Source organism: Salmonella sp. A1325, from assembly GCF_056991255.1.
Window position 1 is genome coordinate 202,296 of record NZ_JAMLWO010000009.1, and the last position, 17,466, is coordinate 219,761.

At 53.0% G+C, this 17,466-nt stretch carries 16 protein-coding genes; 6 read left to right on the plus strand and 10 right to left on the minus strand.

The genetic code is table 11. From position 1 onward, the window contains the following. Nucleotides 1–20 precede the first annotated feature (20 nt). From caiC to caiE, 3 genes are all read left to right on the plus strand, one after another. Entirely contained in the window at nucleotides 21–1,574 is a 1,554-nt protein-coding gene (gene caiC, locus NAZ64_RS17505) for a crotonobetaine/carnitine-CoA ligase (protein WP_023207360.1), read from the plus strand. A gap of 53 nt (nucleotides 1,575–1,627) precedes the next feature. Next, entirely contained in the window at nucleotides 1,628–2,413 is a 786-nt protein-coding gene (gene caiD / locus NAZ64_RS17510) for a crotonobetainyl-CoA hydratase (protein ID WP_000004376.1), read from the plus strand. Between the two features lie 109 nt (nucleotides 2,414–2,522). Further along, nucleotides 2,523–3,119 carry a carnitine operon protein CaiE gene (caiE, locus tag NAZ64_RS17515; protein ID WP_024797389.1) on the plus strand — a complete coding sequence of 199 codons (597 nt, stop codon included), beginning with the start codon at nucleotides 2,523–2,525 and terminating at the stop codon, nucleotides 3,117–3,119. Nucleotides 3,120–3,195: 76 nt separating this feature from the next. Here caiE and caiF read toward each other — a convergent pair whose 3' ends face one another. The 3 genes from caiF to carA form a co-directional block, all read right to left on the minus strand. Continuing rightward, the gene (caiF, locus tag NAZ64_RS17520) at nucleotides 3,196–3,591 is read right to left on the minus strand and encodes a carnitine metabolism transcriptional regulator CaiF (protein ID WP_024797390.1); all 396 of its coding nucleotides are present in this window, start codon (nucleotides 3,589–3,591) and stop codon (nucleotides 3,196–3,198) included. Nucleotides 3,592–3,864: 273 nt separating this feature from the next. Continuing rightward, the gene (gene carB / locus NAZ64_RS17525; RefSeq protein ID WP_024797391.1) at nucleotides 3,865–7,092 is read right to left on the minus strand and encodes a carbamoyl-phosphate synthase large subunit; all 3,228 of its coding nucleotides are present in this window, start codon (nucleotides 7,090–7,092) and stop codon (nucleotides 3,865–3,867) included. A gap of 18 nt (nucleotides 7,093–7,110) precedes the next feature. Next, on the minus strand, nucleotides 7,111–8,259 hold the full coding sequence (gene carA, locus NAZ64_RS17530; RefSeq protein WP_024798627.1) for a glutamine-hydrolyzing carbamoyl-phosphate synthase small subunit: 1,149 nt from the start codon (nucleotides 8,257–8,259) through the stop codon (nucleotides 7,111–7,113). 747 nt (nucleotides 8,260–9,006) lie between these two features. Here carA and NAZ64_RS17535 point away from each other — a divergent pair. Continuing rightward, complete coding sequence (locus tag NAZ64_RS17535; protein ID WP_001529894.1) at nucleotides 9,007–9,171, plus strand: hypothetical protein; 165 nt, start codon at nucleotides 9,007–9,009, stop codon at nucleotides 9,169–9,171. A 126-nt stretch (nucleotides 9,172–9,297) separates the two neighbouring features. Here NAZ64_RS17535 and dapB read toward each other — a convergent pair whose 3' ends face one another. The 7 genes from dapB to citC form a co-directional block, all read right to left on the minus strand. Beyond that, a complete protein-coding gene (gene dapB, locus NAZ64_RS17540) occupies nucleotides 9,298–10,119 on the minus strand; it encodes a 4-hydroxy-tetrahydrodipicolinate reductase (RefSeq protein WP_000544044.1) in 822 nt (273 codons plus the stop codon). 179 nt (nucleotides 10,120–10,298) lie between these two features. Beyond that, a complete protein-coding gene (gene citG, locus NAZ64_RS17545) occupies nucleotides 10,299–11,207 on the minus strand; it encodes a triphosphoribosyl-dephospho-CoA synthase CitG (protein ID WP_079965353.1) in 909 nt (302 codons plus the stop codon). Further along, complete coding sequence (gene citX, locus NAZ64_RS17550; RefSeq protein ID WP_000679050.1) at nucleotides 11,185–11,736, minus strand: citrate lyase holo-[acyl-carrier protein] synthase; 552 nt, start codon at nucleotides 11,734–11,736, stop codon at nucleotides 11,185–11,187. The genes citG and citX overlap by 23 nt, the downstream gene beginning before the upstream one ends. Then, nucleotides 11,736–13,256, minus strand: coding sequence for a citrate lyase subunit alpha (citF, locus tag NAZ64_RS17555; RefSeq protein ID WP_220569410.1), 1,521 nt, complete (start codon nucleotides 13,254–13,256; stop codon nucleotides 11,736–11,738). The genes citX and citF overlap by 1 nt, the downstream gene beginning before the upstream one ends. A gap of 10 nt (nucleotides 13,257–13,266) precedes the next feature. Further along, a complete protein-coding gene (gene citE, locus NAZ64_RS17560) occupies nucleotides 13,267–14,136 on the minus strand; it encodes a citrate (pro-3S)-lyase subunit beta (RefSeq protein ID WP_001247809.1) in 870 nt (289 codons plus the stop codon). Next, the gene (gene citD / locus NAZ64_RS17565) at nucleotides 14,133–14,426 is read right to left on the minus strand and encodes a citrate lyase acyl carrier protein (protein ID WP_000691461.1); all 294 of its coding nucleotides are present in this window, start codon (nucleotides 14,424–14,426) and stop codon (nucleotides 14,133–14,135) included. The genes citE and citD overlap by 4 nt, the downstream gene beginning before the upstream one ends. A gap of 29 nt (nucleotides 14,427–14,455) precedes the next feature. After that, nucleotides 14,456–15,499, minus strand: a complete 1,044-nt coding sequence (gene citC / locus NAZ64_RS17570) for a [citrate (pro-3S)-lyase] ligase (protein ID WP_076725975.1) — start codon at nucleotides 15,497–15,499, stop codon at nucleotides 14,456–14,458. A 244-nt stretch (nucleotides 15,500–15,743) separates the two neighbouring features. On the opposite strand from citC, the gene citS reads away from it, so the two are divergent. Both citS and NAZ64_RS17580 read left to right on the plus strand, forming a co-directional pair. Beyond that, nucleotides 15,744–17,084 carry a citrate/sodium symporter CitS gene (citS, locus tag NAZ64_RS17575; RefSeq protein ID WP_024797394.1) on the plus strand — a complete coding sequence of 447 codons (1,341 nt, stop codon included), beginning with the start codon at nucleotides 15,744–15,746 and terminating at the stop codon, nucleotides 17,082–17,084. A 158-nt stretch (nucleotides 17,085–17,242) separates the two neighbouring features. Next, the coding region (locus NAZ64_RS17580) for an oxaloacetate decarboxylase subunit gamma (RefSeq protein WP_060759734.1) at nucleotides 17,243–17,466 on the plus strand (224 nt) is incomplete at its 3' end.

Below are 17,466 nucleotides of genomic sequence, written 5' to 3' on the forward strand. Positions count from 1 at the left end.
ATTTCAGTGGATAAAGCAATATGGATATCGTTGGCGGACAAAACTTACGTCAGATGTGGGACGACCTGGCCGGGGTGTACGGAGATAAAACGGCGTTAATTTTCGAATCCTGTGAGGGAATCGTTCGGCAGTTTAGCTATGCTTCGCTCAATGAAGAGATTAACCGCACGGCGAACCTTTTTTATGCCTTAGGGATCCGCAAGGGTGATAGGGTCGCGCTGCATCTGGATAACTGTCCGGAATTCATCTTTTGCTGGTTTGGACTGGCAAAAATCGGCGCCATTATGGTGCCGATTAATGCCCGCTTACTGGGAGAAGAAAGCGCCTGGATCCTGCAAAACAGCCAGGTGAGTCTGCTGGTTACCAGCGCCCAGTTTTATCCTATGTACCGTGAAATACGCCAGGACAATAGCACTCCGCTTAATCATATCTGTCTGATTGGCGAGCAGCTTCCGGCTGACGACGGCGTGAGCCACTTTACCCAACTACAAGCACGCCAGTCGGCCACGCTGTGCTATACGCCCGCGTTATCCACTGACGATACGGCGGAAATTCTGTTTACCTCCGGTACCACCTCGCGTCCAAAAGGGGTGGTGATTACCCACTATAACCTGCGTTTTGCAGGCTACTACTCTGCCTGGCAAATCGCCCTGCGCGATGATGACGTGTACATGACGGTGATGCCCGCTTTTCATATCGACTGCCAGTGTACCGCCGCAATGCCAGCCTTTTCCGCCGGCAGCACCTTTGTGCTCCTGGAGAAGTACAGCGCCAGGGCCTTCTGGGATCAGGTACGTAAATATCAGGCGACGGTGACCGAGTGCATTCCGATGATGATCCGCACGCTGATGGTCCAGCCCGCCGCACCAACGGACAGGCAGCATCATCTGCGCGAAGTGATGTTCTATCTCAATCTATCCGCGCAGGAAAAAGACGCCTTTACCGAACGCTTTGGCGTCAGGCTGCTGACCTCCTACGGTATGACTGAAACCATTGTCGGAATTATTGGCGACCGTCCCGGAGACAAACGGCGCTGGCCTTCCATTGGTCGCGTGGGTTTTAGCTATGAAGCTGAAATTCGCGACGATCAAAATCGCCCGCTGCCCGCCGGAGAAATTGGCGAAATCTGTATTAAAGGCATCCCCGGCAAGACTATCTTCAAAGAGTATTACATGCAGCCGGAAGCAACCGCCAGGGCGCTGGAACCAGAGGGCTGGTTACATACCGGTGATTCGGGTTACCAGGATGAGGATGGCTATTTCTATTTTGTCGACAGACGCTGCAACATGATTAAACGTGGCGGAGAAAATGTCTCCTGCGTCGAGCTGGAAAATATTATTTCTGCACATCCGAAAATTCAGGACATTGTGGTGGTCGGTATTAAAGATGCGATCCGTGATGAAGCCATTAAAGCGTTTATCGTCCTTAATGAAGGTGAAACATTAAGCGAGGCCGAGTTTTTCAGCTTCTGCGAAAACAATATGGCGAAATTCAAGGTTCCCTCTTTTATGGAGATCAGAACTGACCTGCCGCGCAACTGTTCAGGAAAAATAATCAAAAAAAATCTGAAATAAACCTTCCGGCAGGAATCCCTCCCGCCGGGAAACTATTTATCTGGAGATGAACTATGAGTGAGTCATTACATCTGACCCGTAACGGCCCGATCCTGGAAATTACCCTCGACCGACCTAAAGCGAATGCCATTGATGCCAAAACCAGCTTTGCAATGGGTGAAGCTTTTCTTAATTTCCGTGACGATCCGGAATTACGCGTAGCAATCATTACCGGCGGCGGGGAGAAATTCTTTTCTGCTGGCTGGGACTTAAAAGCGGCAGCGGAAGGTGAAGCGCCGGATGCCGATTTTGGTCCCGGCGGCTTTGCTGGTTTAACCGAAATATTTGACCTCGATAAGCCGGTTATCGCCGCGGTGAACGGCTACGCGTTTGGCGGCGGTTTTGAGCTGGCGCTGGCGGCGGACTTTATTGTCTGCGCCGAAAACGCCAGCTTCGCGCTGCCGGAAGCAAAGCTCGGCATCGTGCCTGACAGCGGCGGCGTATTGCGTCTGCCTAAGCTGCTGCCACCGGCTATCGTCAACGAAATGGTAATGACCGGCAGACGAATGAGCGCCGAAGAAGCGCTGCGTTGGGGGATCGTGAACCGCGTTGTCAGCCAGAGCGAACTGATGGATAGCGCGCGCGAACTCGCGCAACAACTGGTCAATAGCGCCCCGCTGGCTATCGCGGCGCTGAAAGAGATTTATCGCGCGACCAGCGAAATGCCGGTAGAAGAAGGCTACCGCTACATCCGCAGCGGCGTGCTGAAGCATTATCCGTCGGTACTGCATTCAGAAGATGCGCTCGAAGGACCGCAGGCATTTGCCGAAAAACGCGATCCGGTGTGGAAAGGTCGTTAATGTGACTATGCCGGATGGCGCTTCGCTTATCCGGCCTACAGCACATGCGCAACCGTAGGCCGGATAAGGTGTTTACGCCGCCATCCGGCAAAAAAACCGAGGTACAACTATGAGCTATTACGCCTTTGAAGGACTGATCCCGGTGGTGCATCCGGACGCGTTTGTCCATCCCAGCGCCGTGCTGATTGGCGATGTCATCGTGGGCGCCGGTGTTTATATTGGCCCACTCGCGTCATTGCGTGGGGATTATGGTCGCCTGATCCTGGAGGCCGGCTCTAATCTGCAGGATGGCTGCATTATGCATGGCTACTGCGATACCGATACCATCGTGCATGAAAACGGCCATATCGGCCACGGCGCTATTCTACATGGCTGCGTGGTGGGACGGGACGCCCTGGTCGGCATGAACAGCGTCATTATGGACGGCGCAGTGATTGGCGAAGAGAGCATTGTCGCCGCCATGAGTTTTATCAAAGCCGGATTTCAGGGTGAGGCAAGGCAACTGCTGGTGGGTTCACCGGTGCGCGTACTACGCCAGGTTACGGACCAGGAGCTGCACTGGAAACGCCTCAATACCAAAGAATATCAGGATCTTGCGATCCGTTGTCGAACGGGGTTATCTGAAACGAAGCCGTTAACGCAGGTCGAAGAAAACCGACCGCGCCTGAAAGGCACGACGGACGTGAAGCCAAAATCAGCACAGTAATTGATGCCGGATGCGCTCACGCTTATCCGGCCTACGCGTCAATTACCGTTTACCCCGCCATCAGGTAAACAGACAATTAGCGACGCATACTCTTGGAGAGCATCATCTGCCATTTCTGCTCACGGTTTAGCTCTGTGGGGGGAACGGCAGACAGCCGCGGCGCTTTCGCCACGCTCACTTTTCTTTCCTGCAAATTATGATTCAATCGGCGATAGAGATGAGAGTCGATACTCACGACTTTCACCAGACGCTGGCACTGGCAGCCTCGTCCTGCAATCTGGTTAGGGATCATCTTCACTTCACAAACAATTTCCCCCACTTCTGACAGAATATAGGAGAGCGTATTAATTGCTTTGCAGTGTTCAATATCAAATTGACGGGAAATCTCCCTGGCCGTGATCCATCGGTTCTCTGCCATCATCCAGTCAGCAATTAACAAATAAAGCGGTCTTTCAACATATTTTTCACACATAAGCACACCATTTCACAAATTAAAAATCTGGCTACGGCCTGTCCAAACTAATAAAAACTAAGCCATATTAAAATTGTGGATATGAAAGATAGTATGCGACTTAAATATTGATTAGTGTGAGCAATATCGTGCTTATTACATAGAAAATGTGGTTACGGAAACGGACTTCTCCAGGAATGACCTTACGCAAGATAAAAAAAGGGTTTCTTTACAGAAACCCTTTCAGAATTATATTACAGGTCCGGTTAGAGCAATATCCGTCGGACCCTTTGTTTACGACTTTTTGATCTGCGCGTGCATCTCCTGCACCGAGGTTACCTTCTCGGTGGCATCGGCATTGAGCGCCATCGTCGTGGCAAAACCGCCGTTCAGCGTGGTGTCATAATGCACTTTATACTGCAGCGCGCTACGACGAATCACCCTGGAGTCTTCAATCGCGCGGCGGCCTGCGGTGGTATTGATGATATAGGTGTATTCTCCATTCTTGATGCGGTCCTGAATGTGCGGACGACCTTCGTGCACCTTGTTCACCAGACGCGGGTTGATACCAGCTTCACCCAGCACAATCGCCGTACCGTGGGTGGCATCCAGCTCAAAGCCCTGTTTCAGCAGCTTAGCGGCGAGATCCACCACGCGCTCTTTGTCGCCTTCGCGAACGGAGAGCAGCGCACGGCCCTGTTTCTTCATGGTGGAGCTACTGCCCAATTGTGCCTTGGCGAACGCTTCCGCGAAGGTACGACCCACGCCCATCACTTCCCCGGTGGAGCGCATTTCTGGCCCTAACAGCGGGTCAACGCCGGGGAATTTGTTGAACGGCAGCACCACTTCTTTCACCGAGTAGTACGGCGGGATAATTTCTTGGGTCACGCCCTGCTCGGTCAGCGATTTACCGGCCATCACGCGCGCCGCCACTTTCGCCAGCGGTACGCCGGTGGCTTTGGAGACAAACGGTACGGTACGCGCCGCGCGCGGGTTGACCTCAATCAGGTAGACTTCGTTGTCCTTGACCGCAAACTGTACGTTCATCAGGCCGCGCACCTGCAACTCGAAAGCCAGCTTCTGCACCTGCTGGCGCATCACGTCCTGAATTTCCTGGCTCAGCGTGTAGGCCGGCAGGGAACAGGCGGAGTCGCCGGAGTGTACGCCAGCCTGCTCGATGTGTTCCATGATGCCGCCAATCAGCACCATTTCGCCGTCGCAGATAGCGTCCACGTCCACTTCAACCGCGTCATCAAGGAAGCGGTCCAGCAGCACCGGCGCATCGTTAGAGACGCTGACCGCGGTCTGGAAGTAGCGACGCAGATCGGCTTCGTCATAGACAATTTCCATCGCCCGGCCGCCCAGCACGTAAGAAGGACGCACCACCAGCGGGTAGCCGATCTCTTTCGCCTTCTCAACCGCTTGTTCAATGGCGGTGACGGTGGCGTTGGCCGGTTGCTTCAGTTTCAGACGGTCAACCGCGTGCTGGAAGCGCTCGCGGTCTTCCGCGCGGTCGATGGCGTCCGGGCTGGTGCCGATAACCGGCACGCCTGCCGCTTCCAGCGCGCGCGCCAGCTTCAGTGGGGTCTGGCCGCCGTACTGCACGATAACGCCTTTCGGCTTCTCGATACGCACGATTTCCAGTACGTCTTCCAGCGTCACCGGCTCGAAGTACAGGCGGTCGGAGGTGTCGTAGTCGGTGGAGACGGTTTCCGGGTTACAGTTGACCATAATGGTTTCGTAACCGTCTTCGCGCAGCGCCAGCGAGGCGTGTACGCAGCAGTAGTCAAATTCGATACCCTGGCCGATACGGTTCGGGCCACCGCCGAGGACCATGATTTTGTCGCGATCAACGGACGGGTTCGCTTCGCACTCATCTTCATAAGTGGAGTACATGTAGGCGGTATCGGTGGCGAATTCCGCCGCGCAGGTATCCACACGCTTGTAGACCGGATGCAGGTCATACTGGTCACGCAGCTTGCGGATTTCCGCTTCACGCACGCCCGCCAGTTTCGCCAGACGCGCATCGGCAAAACCTTTACGCTTGAGCTGACGCAGGAAGTCGGCGTTGAGACCAGTAATCCCGACTTCAGCGACTTTCTCTTCCAGACGCACCAGCTCTTCAATTTGCACCAGGAACCAGCGGTCGATGTTGGTCAGGTTGAACACGCCATCCACAGACAAGCCTGCGCGGAAAGCATCGGCGATGTACCAGATACGATCAGCGCCCGCATCTTTCAGCTCGCGGCGGATTTTGGTCAGCGCTTCCGGGTCGTCGAGGCTGACTTTCGGGTCGAAGCCGGTAGCGCCCACTTCCAGGCCGCGCAGCGCTTTTTGCAGGGATTCCTGCTGCGTGCGGCCAATCGCCATCACTTCACCAACCGATTTCATCTGGGTGGTCAGACGGTCGTTAGCACCGGCGAATTTCTCAAAGTTAAAGCGCGGAATTTTAGTAACCACATAGTCAATAGACGGCTCAAACGACGCCGGCGTACGGCCACCGGTGATGTCGTTCATCAGCTCGTCGAGGGTATAACCCACCGCCAGTTTGGCGGCTACCTTGGCAATCGGGAAACCGGTGGCTTTCGACGCCAGCGCCGAGGAGCGGGATACGCGCGGGTTCATTTCGATAACGATCAGACGACCGTTTTTCGGGTTCACTGCGAACTGGACGTTAGAACCGCCGGTTTCGACGCCGATTTCACGCAGTACCGCCATCGAGGCGTTACGCATGATTTGATATTCTTTGTCGGTCAGCGTCTGTGCCGGGGCCACGGTGATGGAGTCGCCGGTATGGATGCCCATCGCATCGAAGTTTTCGATGGAGCAGACGATGATGCAGTTGTCGTTTTTATCACGCACCACTTCCATCTCGTACTCTTTCCAGCCGATCAGCGATTCATCAATCAGCAGCTCGTTGGTTGGCGAGAGGTCCAGACCGCGTTCGCAGATTTCTTCGAACTCTTCACGGTTGTAAGCGATACCGCCGCCGGTGCCGCCCATGGTAAAGCTAGGCCGGATGATGCACGGGAAGCCCACGTCAGCGGCAACCGCCAGCGCTTCTTCCATGGTGTGCGCGATACCGGAACGCGCGGTGTCGAGACCAATTTTCTTCATCGCGATATCGAAGCGACGACGGTCTTCGGCTTTATCAATGGCGTCGGCGGTGGCGCCAATCATGGTGACGCCGAACTCTTCGAGCACGCCCTGCCGCTCCAGCTCCAGCGCGCAGTTCAGCGCTGTCTGGCCGCCCATGGTCGGCAGCACCGCATCCGGACGCTCTTTTTCAATGATTTTGCGCACCACTTCCCAGTGAATCGGCTCGATGTAGGTGGCATCGGCCATTTCCGGGTCGGTCATGATGGTGGCCGGGTTGGAGTTCACCAGAATGACGCGGTAACCCTCTTCGCGCAGCGCTTTACACGCCTGAGCGCCGGAGTAGTCAAACTCACACGCCTGACCGATAACAATCGGGCCCGCGCCCAGAATCAGGATGCTTTTTATATCTGTACGTTTTGGCATGGCTCTTATTACTCCTGATTATTTCGCGGACTGACGGTATTGCTCAATAAGCTCGATAAAGTGGTCGAACAGCGGTGCAGCATCGTGCGGGCCGGGGCTGGCTTCCGGGTGGCCCTGGAAGCTGAACGCCGGTTTATCGGTACGGTGAATGCCCTGCAGGGTGCCGTCGAACAGCGACTTGTGGGTCACGCGCAGGTTGGCTGGCAGCGAGTCTTCATCCACCGCAAAGCCGTGATTCTGCGCGGTAATCATCACCACGTTTCGGTCCATATCTTTTACCGGATGGTTGCCGCCGTGATGGCCGAACTTCATCTTAACGGTCTTCGCACCGCTCGCCAGCGCCAGCAGCTGATGGCCGAGGCAGATGCCAAATAGCGGAATGTCGGTCTGGAGGAATTTCTTAATCGCCTCGATGGCGTAGTCGCACGGGGCCGGGTCGCCAGGGCCGTTCGACAGGAAGATGCCGTCCGGGTTCATTTTCAGCACCTCTTCAGCAGAGGTCTGCGCTGGCACCACCGTCAGGCGGCAGCCGCGATCCACCAGCATACGCAGGATGTTGCGCTTGGCGCCAAAATCGTAGGCCACCACGTGGAACGGCAGGTCATCCTCAGATTTCGCTTCCGGTAAACCGTCTTTCAGCGTCCAGCTCCCCTGCGTCCAGCGGTAGGTTTCCGCCGTGGTCACTTCTTTCGCCAGATCCATACCGTTCAGTCCAGGAAATGCTTTCGCTTTTTCCAGCGCCAGCTTCGCATCCGGGCTATCGCCTGCAATGATACAGCCGTTCTGTGCACCTTTCTCACGCAGCAGACGCGTCAGCTTGCGGGTATCGATATCAGCAATCGCCACAATGTTATGCCGTTTGAGGTAAGAAGAGAGGTCTTCTGTGTTACGGAAGTTGCTGGCAATCAACGGCAGATCGCGAATCACTAAACCTTGCGCATGAATCTGAGAAGATTCTTCATCGGCTTCATTGGTGCCGACATTACCAATATGGGGATAAGTAAGAGTGACGATTTGGCGGGAATAGGAAGGATCAGTGAGGATTTCTTGATAACCGGTCATTGAAGTATTGAAAACGACTTCCCCAACCGCCGAACCCGTTGCCCCAATGGCCCGACCGTGAAACTGGGTTCCGTCTTCCAGAACCAATAGCGCTGACTTAATCAAAACACCCTCCAGAGAATATTCACTCACTTTATTTGCATATTAATTCATTCAGTCAGTATGAAGCAATGCAAATTTGCTTACCCGTGGATTTCTGGCAAACGGCGGCATTCTGAAGTTAAGCCGGATAAAAGTCAACTTAAAGAGGGTATTTTTTATGTTATTTTGCACATTATAAGTAAGTTATTCTGTTTAAGAGTCAAAAAGATCAACTAAGTGACGATAGAAAACGCTTGCGCTTCCTTGAGTTCGAAAAAAGCTGACTGGAACGATAAAAAGTGGACCAAATGGTCAAATTTCACATTAAAACAACAAAAAACAACGATAAAAATTCATTTAATAGTCATCAACACCATTAAATGCATAAAAATTCAAAATTAAGCAAATTAACAACAAAAACATTTTAAAAATCAATATGTTAAAAATATAAAAAAACAAATCAAATGCATTATAAAATCAACAAAAACAGCAAATTAAGACAATGTAATAACAATTACAATCGCGATATGAAGATCCAGCTTCTTTTTCTTTAAGACTAGCGCATACGATTGGACCACAACCAGCCTCACTACAGCATAAAAAAGCTAACCTATTGAAACAAAAGAGATAAAACGCCCCCGAGGAACAGCGCTAACCCCACGATGGATATCAGTCTTATCAGTCTGGTCGAGGTGCCTTTTGCATACGGTAAGCCACTGCGGCTGAATATGACTAACATCAGTTCAGGCAGTATTTTTCCCGTTGAACGTAATGGCCCGTACCGATGCGCCTGAAGGACTAATTAACCGCATTTATCGTAATGGCAATTATGTCACGCAAATGGATGCCGTTGGCCCGGATGTCTTTAAACTGACTATTCTTAACGCGAAAACAACGGCAGAACATATCGTGGGCGAAGAAACTGTCGAAACATGAATGGTGAAAGGCGTTATTTATCTGACCGAATAACCGGGGGGCAAAAAACAAAAGGGCAATAATATATTGCCCTTTGTAATCAATTAATCTTGATTACCACAACCACATCACGAAGGTATTTAGTCGTTATAGTACATCCAGTCCCAGCACATCCCGCATGTCAAATAGCCCATTTTTCTTCGTTTTTAGCCATAATGCCGATCGCAACGCGCCATTTGCAAACGTCATGCGGCTGGAAGCTTTATGCGTAATCTCTACGCGCTCGCCAATATCGGCAAACATCGCGGTATGTTCGCCGACGATGTCGCCCGCCCGAACGGTTGCAAAGCCAATCGTTCCCGGTACGCGCTCGCCGGTATAACCTTCACGCGAGTAGACCGCGCAGTCCTTCAGATCTTTATCCAGCGCCCCGGCGATTGCCTCGCCCATTGCCAGCGCCGTACCCGACGGTGCATCCACTTTATGGCGGTGGTGCGCTTCAATAATTTCAATATCGGTGTAGTCGCCCATTACCTTCGCGGCTTTCTCCAGCAGCTTGAGCATGACGTTAACGCCGACGCTAAAGTTTGCGGCGAAAACGATCGCAATCTCTTGCGACGCCTCGCGAATGGCCTGTTTACCGGCGTCGTCAAAGCCGGTAGTACCAATCACCATCCCTTTACCATGTTTACGGCAGAATGCCAGATGCGCCAGTGTGCCTTCAGGACGGGTAAAATCGACCAGAACATCGAAATCATCTTTGACCGACGCCAGATCGCTTTGAATGATGACGTCCGTTTTCCCCACGCCTGCCAGTTCGCCCGCATCGCTACCCAGCAATGAAGAGCCTTCGCGCTCCAGCGCGGCACCCAGCTGAACACCTTCCATCGCCATGGCGGCCTGGATTAACTGCCGTCCCATGCGGCCACCGGCGCCGACAATCGCAACGCGGATCTGTGCTTCATGCATAGCTATTCTCTTTTGTAAAAATTGCGTAAACCGTTTTCAGAGTAACCAGCGCGCCCGGAGGCCGCCATCTAAAATCGCCGATAATTAGAAATTAATGATAAACAGGGAGCGATATCAGTAAAAGACATGATTCATCCCGCAGGATGAATCATTGCTGGAGAGAATGAAAGAAGAGAAACTTACTCAGGATAGAGGGAACCGGCAGGAAAATGACTTAAAAACCAGGTCACTGCCAGTAAATCCGCGCTACCGCCAGGGCTTAAGTTACGCAGGATGAGTTCATCATCGAGGGACTGCATCGCTTCAATGCCCCCCTCAACCAATACGCCCCCTTGCCACAACAATTTTTGTGCCTGCTGCTGCACGTAGTAAAGCCCTTCCAGGCCTCCCCGTGACACCAGATTGGTATCATCATTCCACGCCATCAGATGCAACAATGTTTGCAGCAGGGCAAGATGGGTATCGTCATGCTCCTGCACGACCCGGTTAAACACCGGCAAAGCCTGCGTTCTGACGGTTCGAAAACCGCTTTCCGCTTCTCCCCGCGCGCCCGACAGGCCATAGCACTGGAAATGGGTTTCACTCTTTGTCAGTTTTCCCGCTTTTTTTGCTGAGAGCTCGTGGGCAACAATATTCCGACTCAGGCGGGCAACCTGGTCGCAGATACGATTTTGCTCCAACGGTTCTCCCCGCGCGAGAAGTCGGCCAATCGCTGCGCTCAGCAGGCCAAAAGCGAAAATCGCCCCGCGATGGGTATTCACACCATTGGTCGCCTGTAGCATATCGTTCTCACAGGCCATCCCCAGCGGACGCAGCATCACCAGGACATTTTCTGCCGCCAGCGCCGCCGTGTTGTTGCCCATGATAAAAAACTTTTCCATCCACGGAGCAATGGCGGTAGTGCTACGTTCAAATACCGCCAGATCCATATCCCTATGCGCTCCCGAATTACGAATATCGACCAGACCGGGTTTTGGTGTCAGCCTGACTTCCGTCAGCAGCGCTCTTGCAACCAACCCGTTAAGATCGCCAGCCGCCAGCGATGAGTACGCTGGCGTACGCCGTTCAGTCACAACGCTCACGCTCATAACATTCAATCCTTCGTGCAATTTCATCCAACAAAAGGTCAAGGGTGTGATGCTTGCCCCGGGCACAGAGATGAGCATCCTGCTGGCATATCAAACATGGCCGGGCAGGATGCCCGAGTTCACGGCGTGATAGCGACTTACCGTCGCTATCAATAATGTCAATGTCCCAAAGCCGCCCTAACGGATGGCTCATCTCTAGTGTCGACATGTGCTGTTTCAACGCCATTGCCGGCGCACAGACCGCTGCCATCCATTCCGGGCCGCTGCGTTCATTTACCTGCATTTCCCAGACGTTGACCCACTCCTTCTGTTCGCAAAGCGCCAGTATTTCGGCAATTGCGTAATCGGCGACACGCCGCCAGACCGCTGAGTTTTTAACGGCGCCCGGTGCAACCAGCGTGAGGGAAATCAACGGTAGCCGATAGCAGTTCAACGCCTGACGCTGCCTGGCGGCACGTTTATCGCGCGCTTGTAGCATCTCCTCCAGCGTAACTGCCTGGCCCTGGTACAGCAGGTCTGTGCCCTTCATCAGCCTTTAACCTGGCGAATCACGTCAATCACTGAACCGTCGCGATAACGCACCACAGCCACCACCCGATCGGTAAACTCAATCGGCTGCGGTTTACCGGTCAGTTGCTCAGCGCGCTGTTGCAGTTGTTCGATGGTCATCAGCGCCACGCCCGCAGCACGCAGGTTATCAAGCAGATCCTGACGCGCAGGGTTCACTGCAATACCATGGTCGGTAACCAGCACATCAACACTTGCCCCAGGCGTGACGGTAGTCAGCACTTTTTCCACCACACATGGGATTCGGCCACGGACCAGCGGTGCGGTAATAATGGTGAGATCGGCCCCTGCTGCCGTATCGCTATGGCCGCCCGATGCGCCACGCAGTACGCCGTTTGAACCGGTCATCACGTTAACGTTGAAATTCACGTCAATTTCCAGTGCGCTCAGCATCACCACGTTCAGGCGTTCGCATGCCGCGCCTTTAGAGGCGGGGTTCGCGTATTGATTGGTTGAGATTTCAATATGATGCGGGTTCTGCGCCAGCGAACGGGCGGCATCGCCATCGAATGATTGCGTATCCAGCAACGCTTTGATCAACCCTTTCTCATGCAGATCCACCATGGTGCCGGTGATCCCGCCCAGGCCAAAACTCGCCGTAATGTTGTGGCGACGCATTTTGTCTTCCAGGAAACGGGTGACCGCCAGAGAAGCGCCACCGGTGCCGGTTTGCAGCGAGAAACCGTCATAAAAATAACCTGAGTGTTCGATCACATTGGCCGCCTGCTGGGCGATCAACAGTTCACGCGGGTTGCTGGACAGACGAATCGCGCCCGCGGTGATTTTTTCCGGATCCCCTACTTCGTCCACCTGTACGATCAAATCAACCTGATCCTGCGCAATACTGGCCGGATAATTGGGGAATTCAACCCACTCTTCAGTCAGGAGCACCACGCATTTAGCGTACTGCGCGTCAACCTGCGCATACCCCAAAGAGCCGCAGCGTGACTTGCCGCTAAAACCGTTCGCATTACCAAATTCGTCGCAGCACGGCACGCCGAGGAAAGCGACATCAATATTCAGCTCACCGCTCTGAATCAGTTTTACGCGGCCGCCGTGAGAGTGGATCTGTACCGGGTTTTCCATCAGGCCAGCGGAGATCTCTTCCCCTAACTTGCCGCGCAGCCCGGAGGTGTAAATCTGCCGCACCACGCCATTTTTAATGTGTTCGATAAGCGGCCAGTGGGCATCGATTAATGAGCTGGAGGCAAGCGTCAGATCGCGGAATCCCATTTCCGCCAGTTTCGCCATCACCATATTGACAACTTTGTCGCCACCACGAAACGCATGGTGGAAGGATATCGTCATGCCATTTTTAAGCCCGGAACGACGGATAGCCTCTTCAAGCGAGTCACAAATTTTACGCCGACGCTTTTCCGTTTCACTGGCAAGCCACGGGCTGTTCGCTGTTACCCCCTGGTAGGGCTGTAATCCTTCCGGTACGACATATTGCTGGTTGAGCATGGTTACAGTCTCTTTCATGGTTCCTTCCTTAATCACGAATACCGGAAGCCGACAGCGCCACCACTTTGCGCGCGTGGTCGATAATCGGGCCGTCAATCATTTTGCCGTTGAGTGAAACGACGCCCAGACCGCGAGACTCAGCCTCTTCAGCGGCGGCAATCACCTCATACGCATGCTCAACTTCTTTACGTGTCGGAGAATAAGCCTGATGTAACAGCTCAATCTGACGTGGGTTCACTAAGGACTTACCGTTAAAACCAAGTCCTTTCGCCAACTGCACTTCCTTCAGGAAGCCTTCTTCATTATTGATATCCGACCAAACGACATCATAGGCGGCAATACCCGCAACGCGCGCCGCATGCAGCACTGCGCAGCGGGCGTAGAACAGCTCGGTGCCATCGCCCCGGCAGGTGCCCATATCCATCACGTAATCAAATGCCGCCAGCGCAATTGCCACCATGCGCGGGCTGGAGGTGGCGATGTCGACGGCATTGACCACGCCTTTCGCTGATTCGATCGCCGCCATCAGCCTGGTACTGCCGACTTCACGTCCACATTCACGTTCGATCCGTTCAACCTGCGCTTCCAGCTCCAGCACATCGTTTTTGCTGTCGGTTTTCGGCAGACGCACAATATCCGCGCCACCACGCACGACGGCCTCAAGATCGGCCAGACCAAACGGCGTGTTCAGTGGATTAATGCGCACCACTTTTTCAACATCCTGATAGAACGGATGTTGAAGCGCGTGATGAACCAAAAGACGGGCGGTATCTTTCTCACGTAACGCTACGGCGTCTTCTAAGTCGAACATCACCGCGTCCGCACCATAGACAAACGAGGTGCTCAACATGGCCGCATTTGCGCCGGGGATAAACAACATACTGCGACGTGGTCTCATAACGCACTCCATTGAATTTCCGTTTGTTCTGCAGCGCGTAACGCCGCCGCCTGCACTCGGGCGCGTAAAATACACTCCAGTGCGCCTTTGTCATCGACGCTAACCAGCGCGCGTTCAACGCCCAGCTTCGCCAGCGTTTCGCGCACGACTTGCTCAATCGCCGCGCCAAACTGCTGCTTCACCAGACTCTCTAGCTCCAGCCGAATTCCTGGCTCGCTGGATGGACCTATCCTGATCATCACATCGCTGGATTCCAGCGTGCCTGCCAGGGCATCTTTAATGATTTTCATTAGTTATGTTCCTTGTTAACGGTGTTACGTCATATGGTTTCAGTGTGTCTGGCGGCATGCCGCTGCAGATATGCCAGGGTACCAGCAGGCACCAGCGCGCTTAGCGCCGGCCAATTACGTTCGGTATACAGTTTTCTGACGCGAGAGGCGGAAATAGCCGTGCCGTTTTTCTCCACCCGCGCCAGCTCGACGACCTCAATAACCGGGCCGCTGCGCTTCGGATCGTGTAAAATGTCGTGCATTCGCTGGTTATAGGCACAGGTCAGAGGACAAAACGGTTCACTGCCGACAAAACGATGGGTAATCCCCAGCGCTGGAGCCAGATGTTCACGGAAGAGTTGCAGATCGATCTGGCAATGGCAGTCGTCCACAACCCCTTTTTCTTTGAGGAAATAGCCGGGAAACGTCGCACGCGAGATCATATAAGCGGAGCCGGAATGCAGCGTGACATTGTCAATACCCGCGATTCCTTGTTCGATCAGCGCCCAACGGTCGGTATAGGAAAAAAATGAAGCATCTTCTTTGACCACAAACAGATGCAACCAGTCACAGGCCGCAGCCGCTTGTTCCACCAGATAACGGTGGCCCAATGTAAACGGATTGGCGTTCATGACGATGGCGCCGATCGTTTTTCCCGGTTGACGATAAAGCGCCAGTTGGCGACAAAAGCGCGCTAACCGTTCACTGCTGTTCTCCATTAACACCGCCAGCTGACCTGCCTGCGCAATGGGCCAAAACCCCGCGCCAGAAAACAGCAACCGATTTTGCGGCTTAGTGAACAGGAAAAGCTCGCTGCGGTTTAACTCGTAGGCCAATGTAAGCAACTCAGTCAGCAGTTTGAGGCTGAGCCCTTCCCCTTGTAAAACCGGGGAAACGGCGATGCATTTCAGTACGTTCCCGGCCAGAGAACCGCACCCGACTATCTCACCCCGCCAATATGCGCATACCGCGATTTCACAATCGTCTTCCAGGGCGAGTCCCTCGCCCTCCAGAAACATGGCGACCGACTCGCGACGCAATACATCCTTTTGCAAATAAATGCGTTTAAATATCAGATTCACTCTATTCAGCATCCGTCAGCAAATAACGCCGCATATTTCGCCAGTGTTTATATTATTCGTCTGGAATAGACATCACACTTTCCCCGCTGCCTTTATGACCTTTATAGTTTTTATTTCCTTAATTAATCAGAGTTAATAAAAACAATTAAATTAATTAAAAACACAACCATTCAGTGAAGATAGTCACATCTCACGGTTCATTGAATTTATTAGTATGCGCAGGTCTTGTTACCCATCAATACACAGGAAAATGTTTATGACCAACATGACCCAGGCTTCGGCTACGGAGAGAAAGGGGGCTAGCGATTTACTCAGATTCAAAATCTTTGGTATGCCGCTACCGCTTTATGCTTTTGCATTAATTACTTTATTACTTTCTCATTTTTATAATGCTATACCTACTGACTTAGTCGGTGGTTTTGCCCTTATGTTTGTGATGGGGGCCATTTTTGGTGAAATCGGCAAACGTTTACCGATCTTCAATAAATATATTGGCGGCGCACCGGTTATGATATTTCTGGTTGCAGCTTATTTTGTCTATGCTGGCATATTTACGCAGAAAGAAATTGATGCGATCAGCAACGTAATGGATAAAAGCAACTTCCTTAACCTGTTTATCGCGGTGTTGATCACAGGCGCTATCCTGTCGGTAAACCGTAAGCTGCTATTAAAATCACTGCTGGGCTATATCCCAACCATCCTCGCCGGGATTGTCGGCGCGTCCCTTTTCGGTATCGTCATTGGTCTGTGCTTCGGTATCCCGGTCGACCGTATCATGATGCTGTACGTTCTGCCGATTATGGGCGGTGGTAACGGCGCGGGCGCCGTGCCTCTGTCTGAAATTTATCACTCGGTTACCGGACGTTCTCGCGAAGAGTACTACTCAACGGCTATCGCCATTCTGACCATCGCAAACATCTTCGCCATTATTTTCGCCGCCCTCCTCGATATGATAGGCAAAAAATACACCTGGCTTAGCGGTGAAGGTGAGTTGGTTCGTAAGGCTTCCTTCAAAACCGAAGATGATGAAAAGGCCGGTCAGATTACCCATCGTGAAACGGCGGTTGGCATGGTGTTATCCACCACTTGCTTCCTGCTGGCCTATGTTGTTGCCAAGAAAATTCTGCCAAGCATCGGCGGCGTCTCTATTCACTACTTCGCCTGGATGGTTCTGATTGTTGCTGCGCTGAACGCATCAGGTCTTTGCTCACCGGAGATTAAAGCCGGGGCGAAACGTCTTTCTGACTTCTTCTCCAAACAACTGCTGTGGGTGCTGATGGTAGGTGTAGGTGTTTGCTACACCGATCTGCAAGAGATCATCGACGCCCTGACGTTCGCGAACGTCGTTATCGCCGCGATCATCGTGGTCGGCGCAGTCGTTGGCGCAGCTATCGGGGGCTGGTTGATTGGCTTCTACCCGATTGAATCATCCATTACTGCGGGTCTTTGTATGGCCAACCGCGGCGGCTCCGGCGATCTAGAAGTGCTCTCCGCCTGTAACCGTATGAATCTCATTTCATATGCACAAATTTCCTCTCGTCTGGGCGGCGGTATTGTGCTGGTTATCGCCAGCATCGTGTTCAGCATGATGGTGTAAAAAAACGCACGGCGGTGTCTTTGCCGCAAATGACCTGGAGAAAAGTAGAGGCCAAAGCCAGAGGTGGCCAAGGGAAATCCACTCTACTCCTTAGCCGGATTCACCAGGAAGGTTGTCGTCAAGGCCACCGTCGTGCCTCTCATTATGGAAAATGATTCATGAATGAAGCTGTACTACTGGGTGAAGGTTTCACCCTGATGTTTTTAGGGATGGGGTTCGTACTGAGCTTTCTGTTCCTGCTCATCTTTGCCATTCGCGGCATGTCTGCCGTGATTACTCGCTTCTTCCCGGAACCCGTCGCCGCGCCCGCACCGCGCGCCGTTCCCGTCGTGGACGACTTCACCCGCTTAAAGCCGGTGATTGCCGCCGCCATTCACCATCA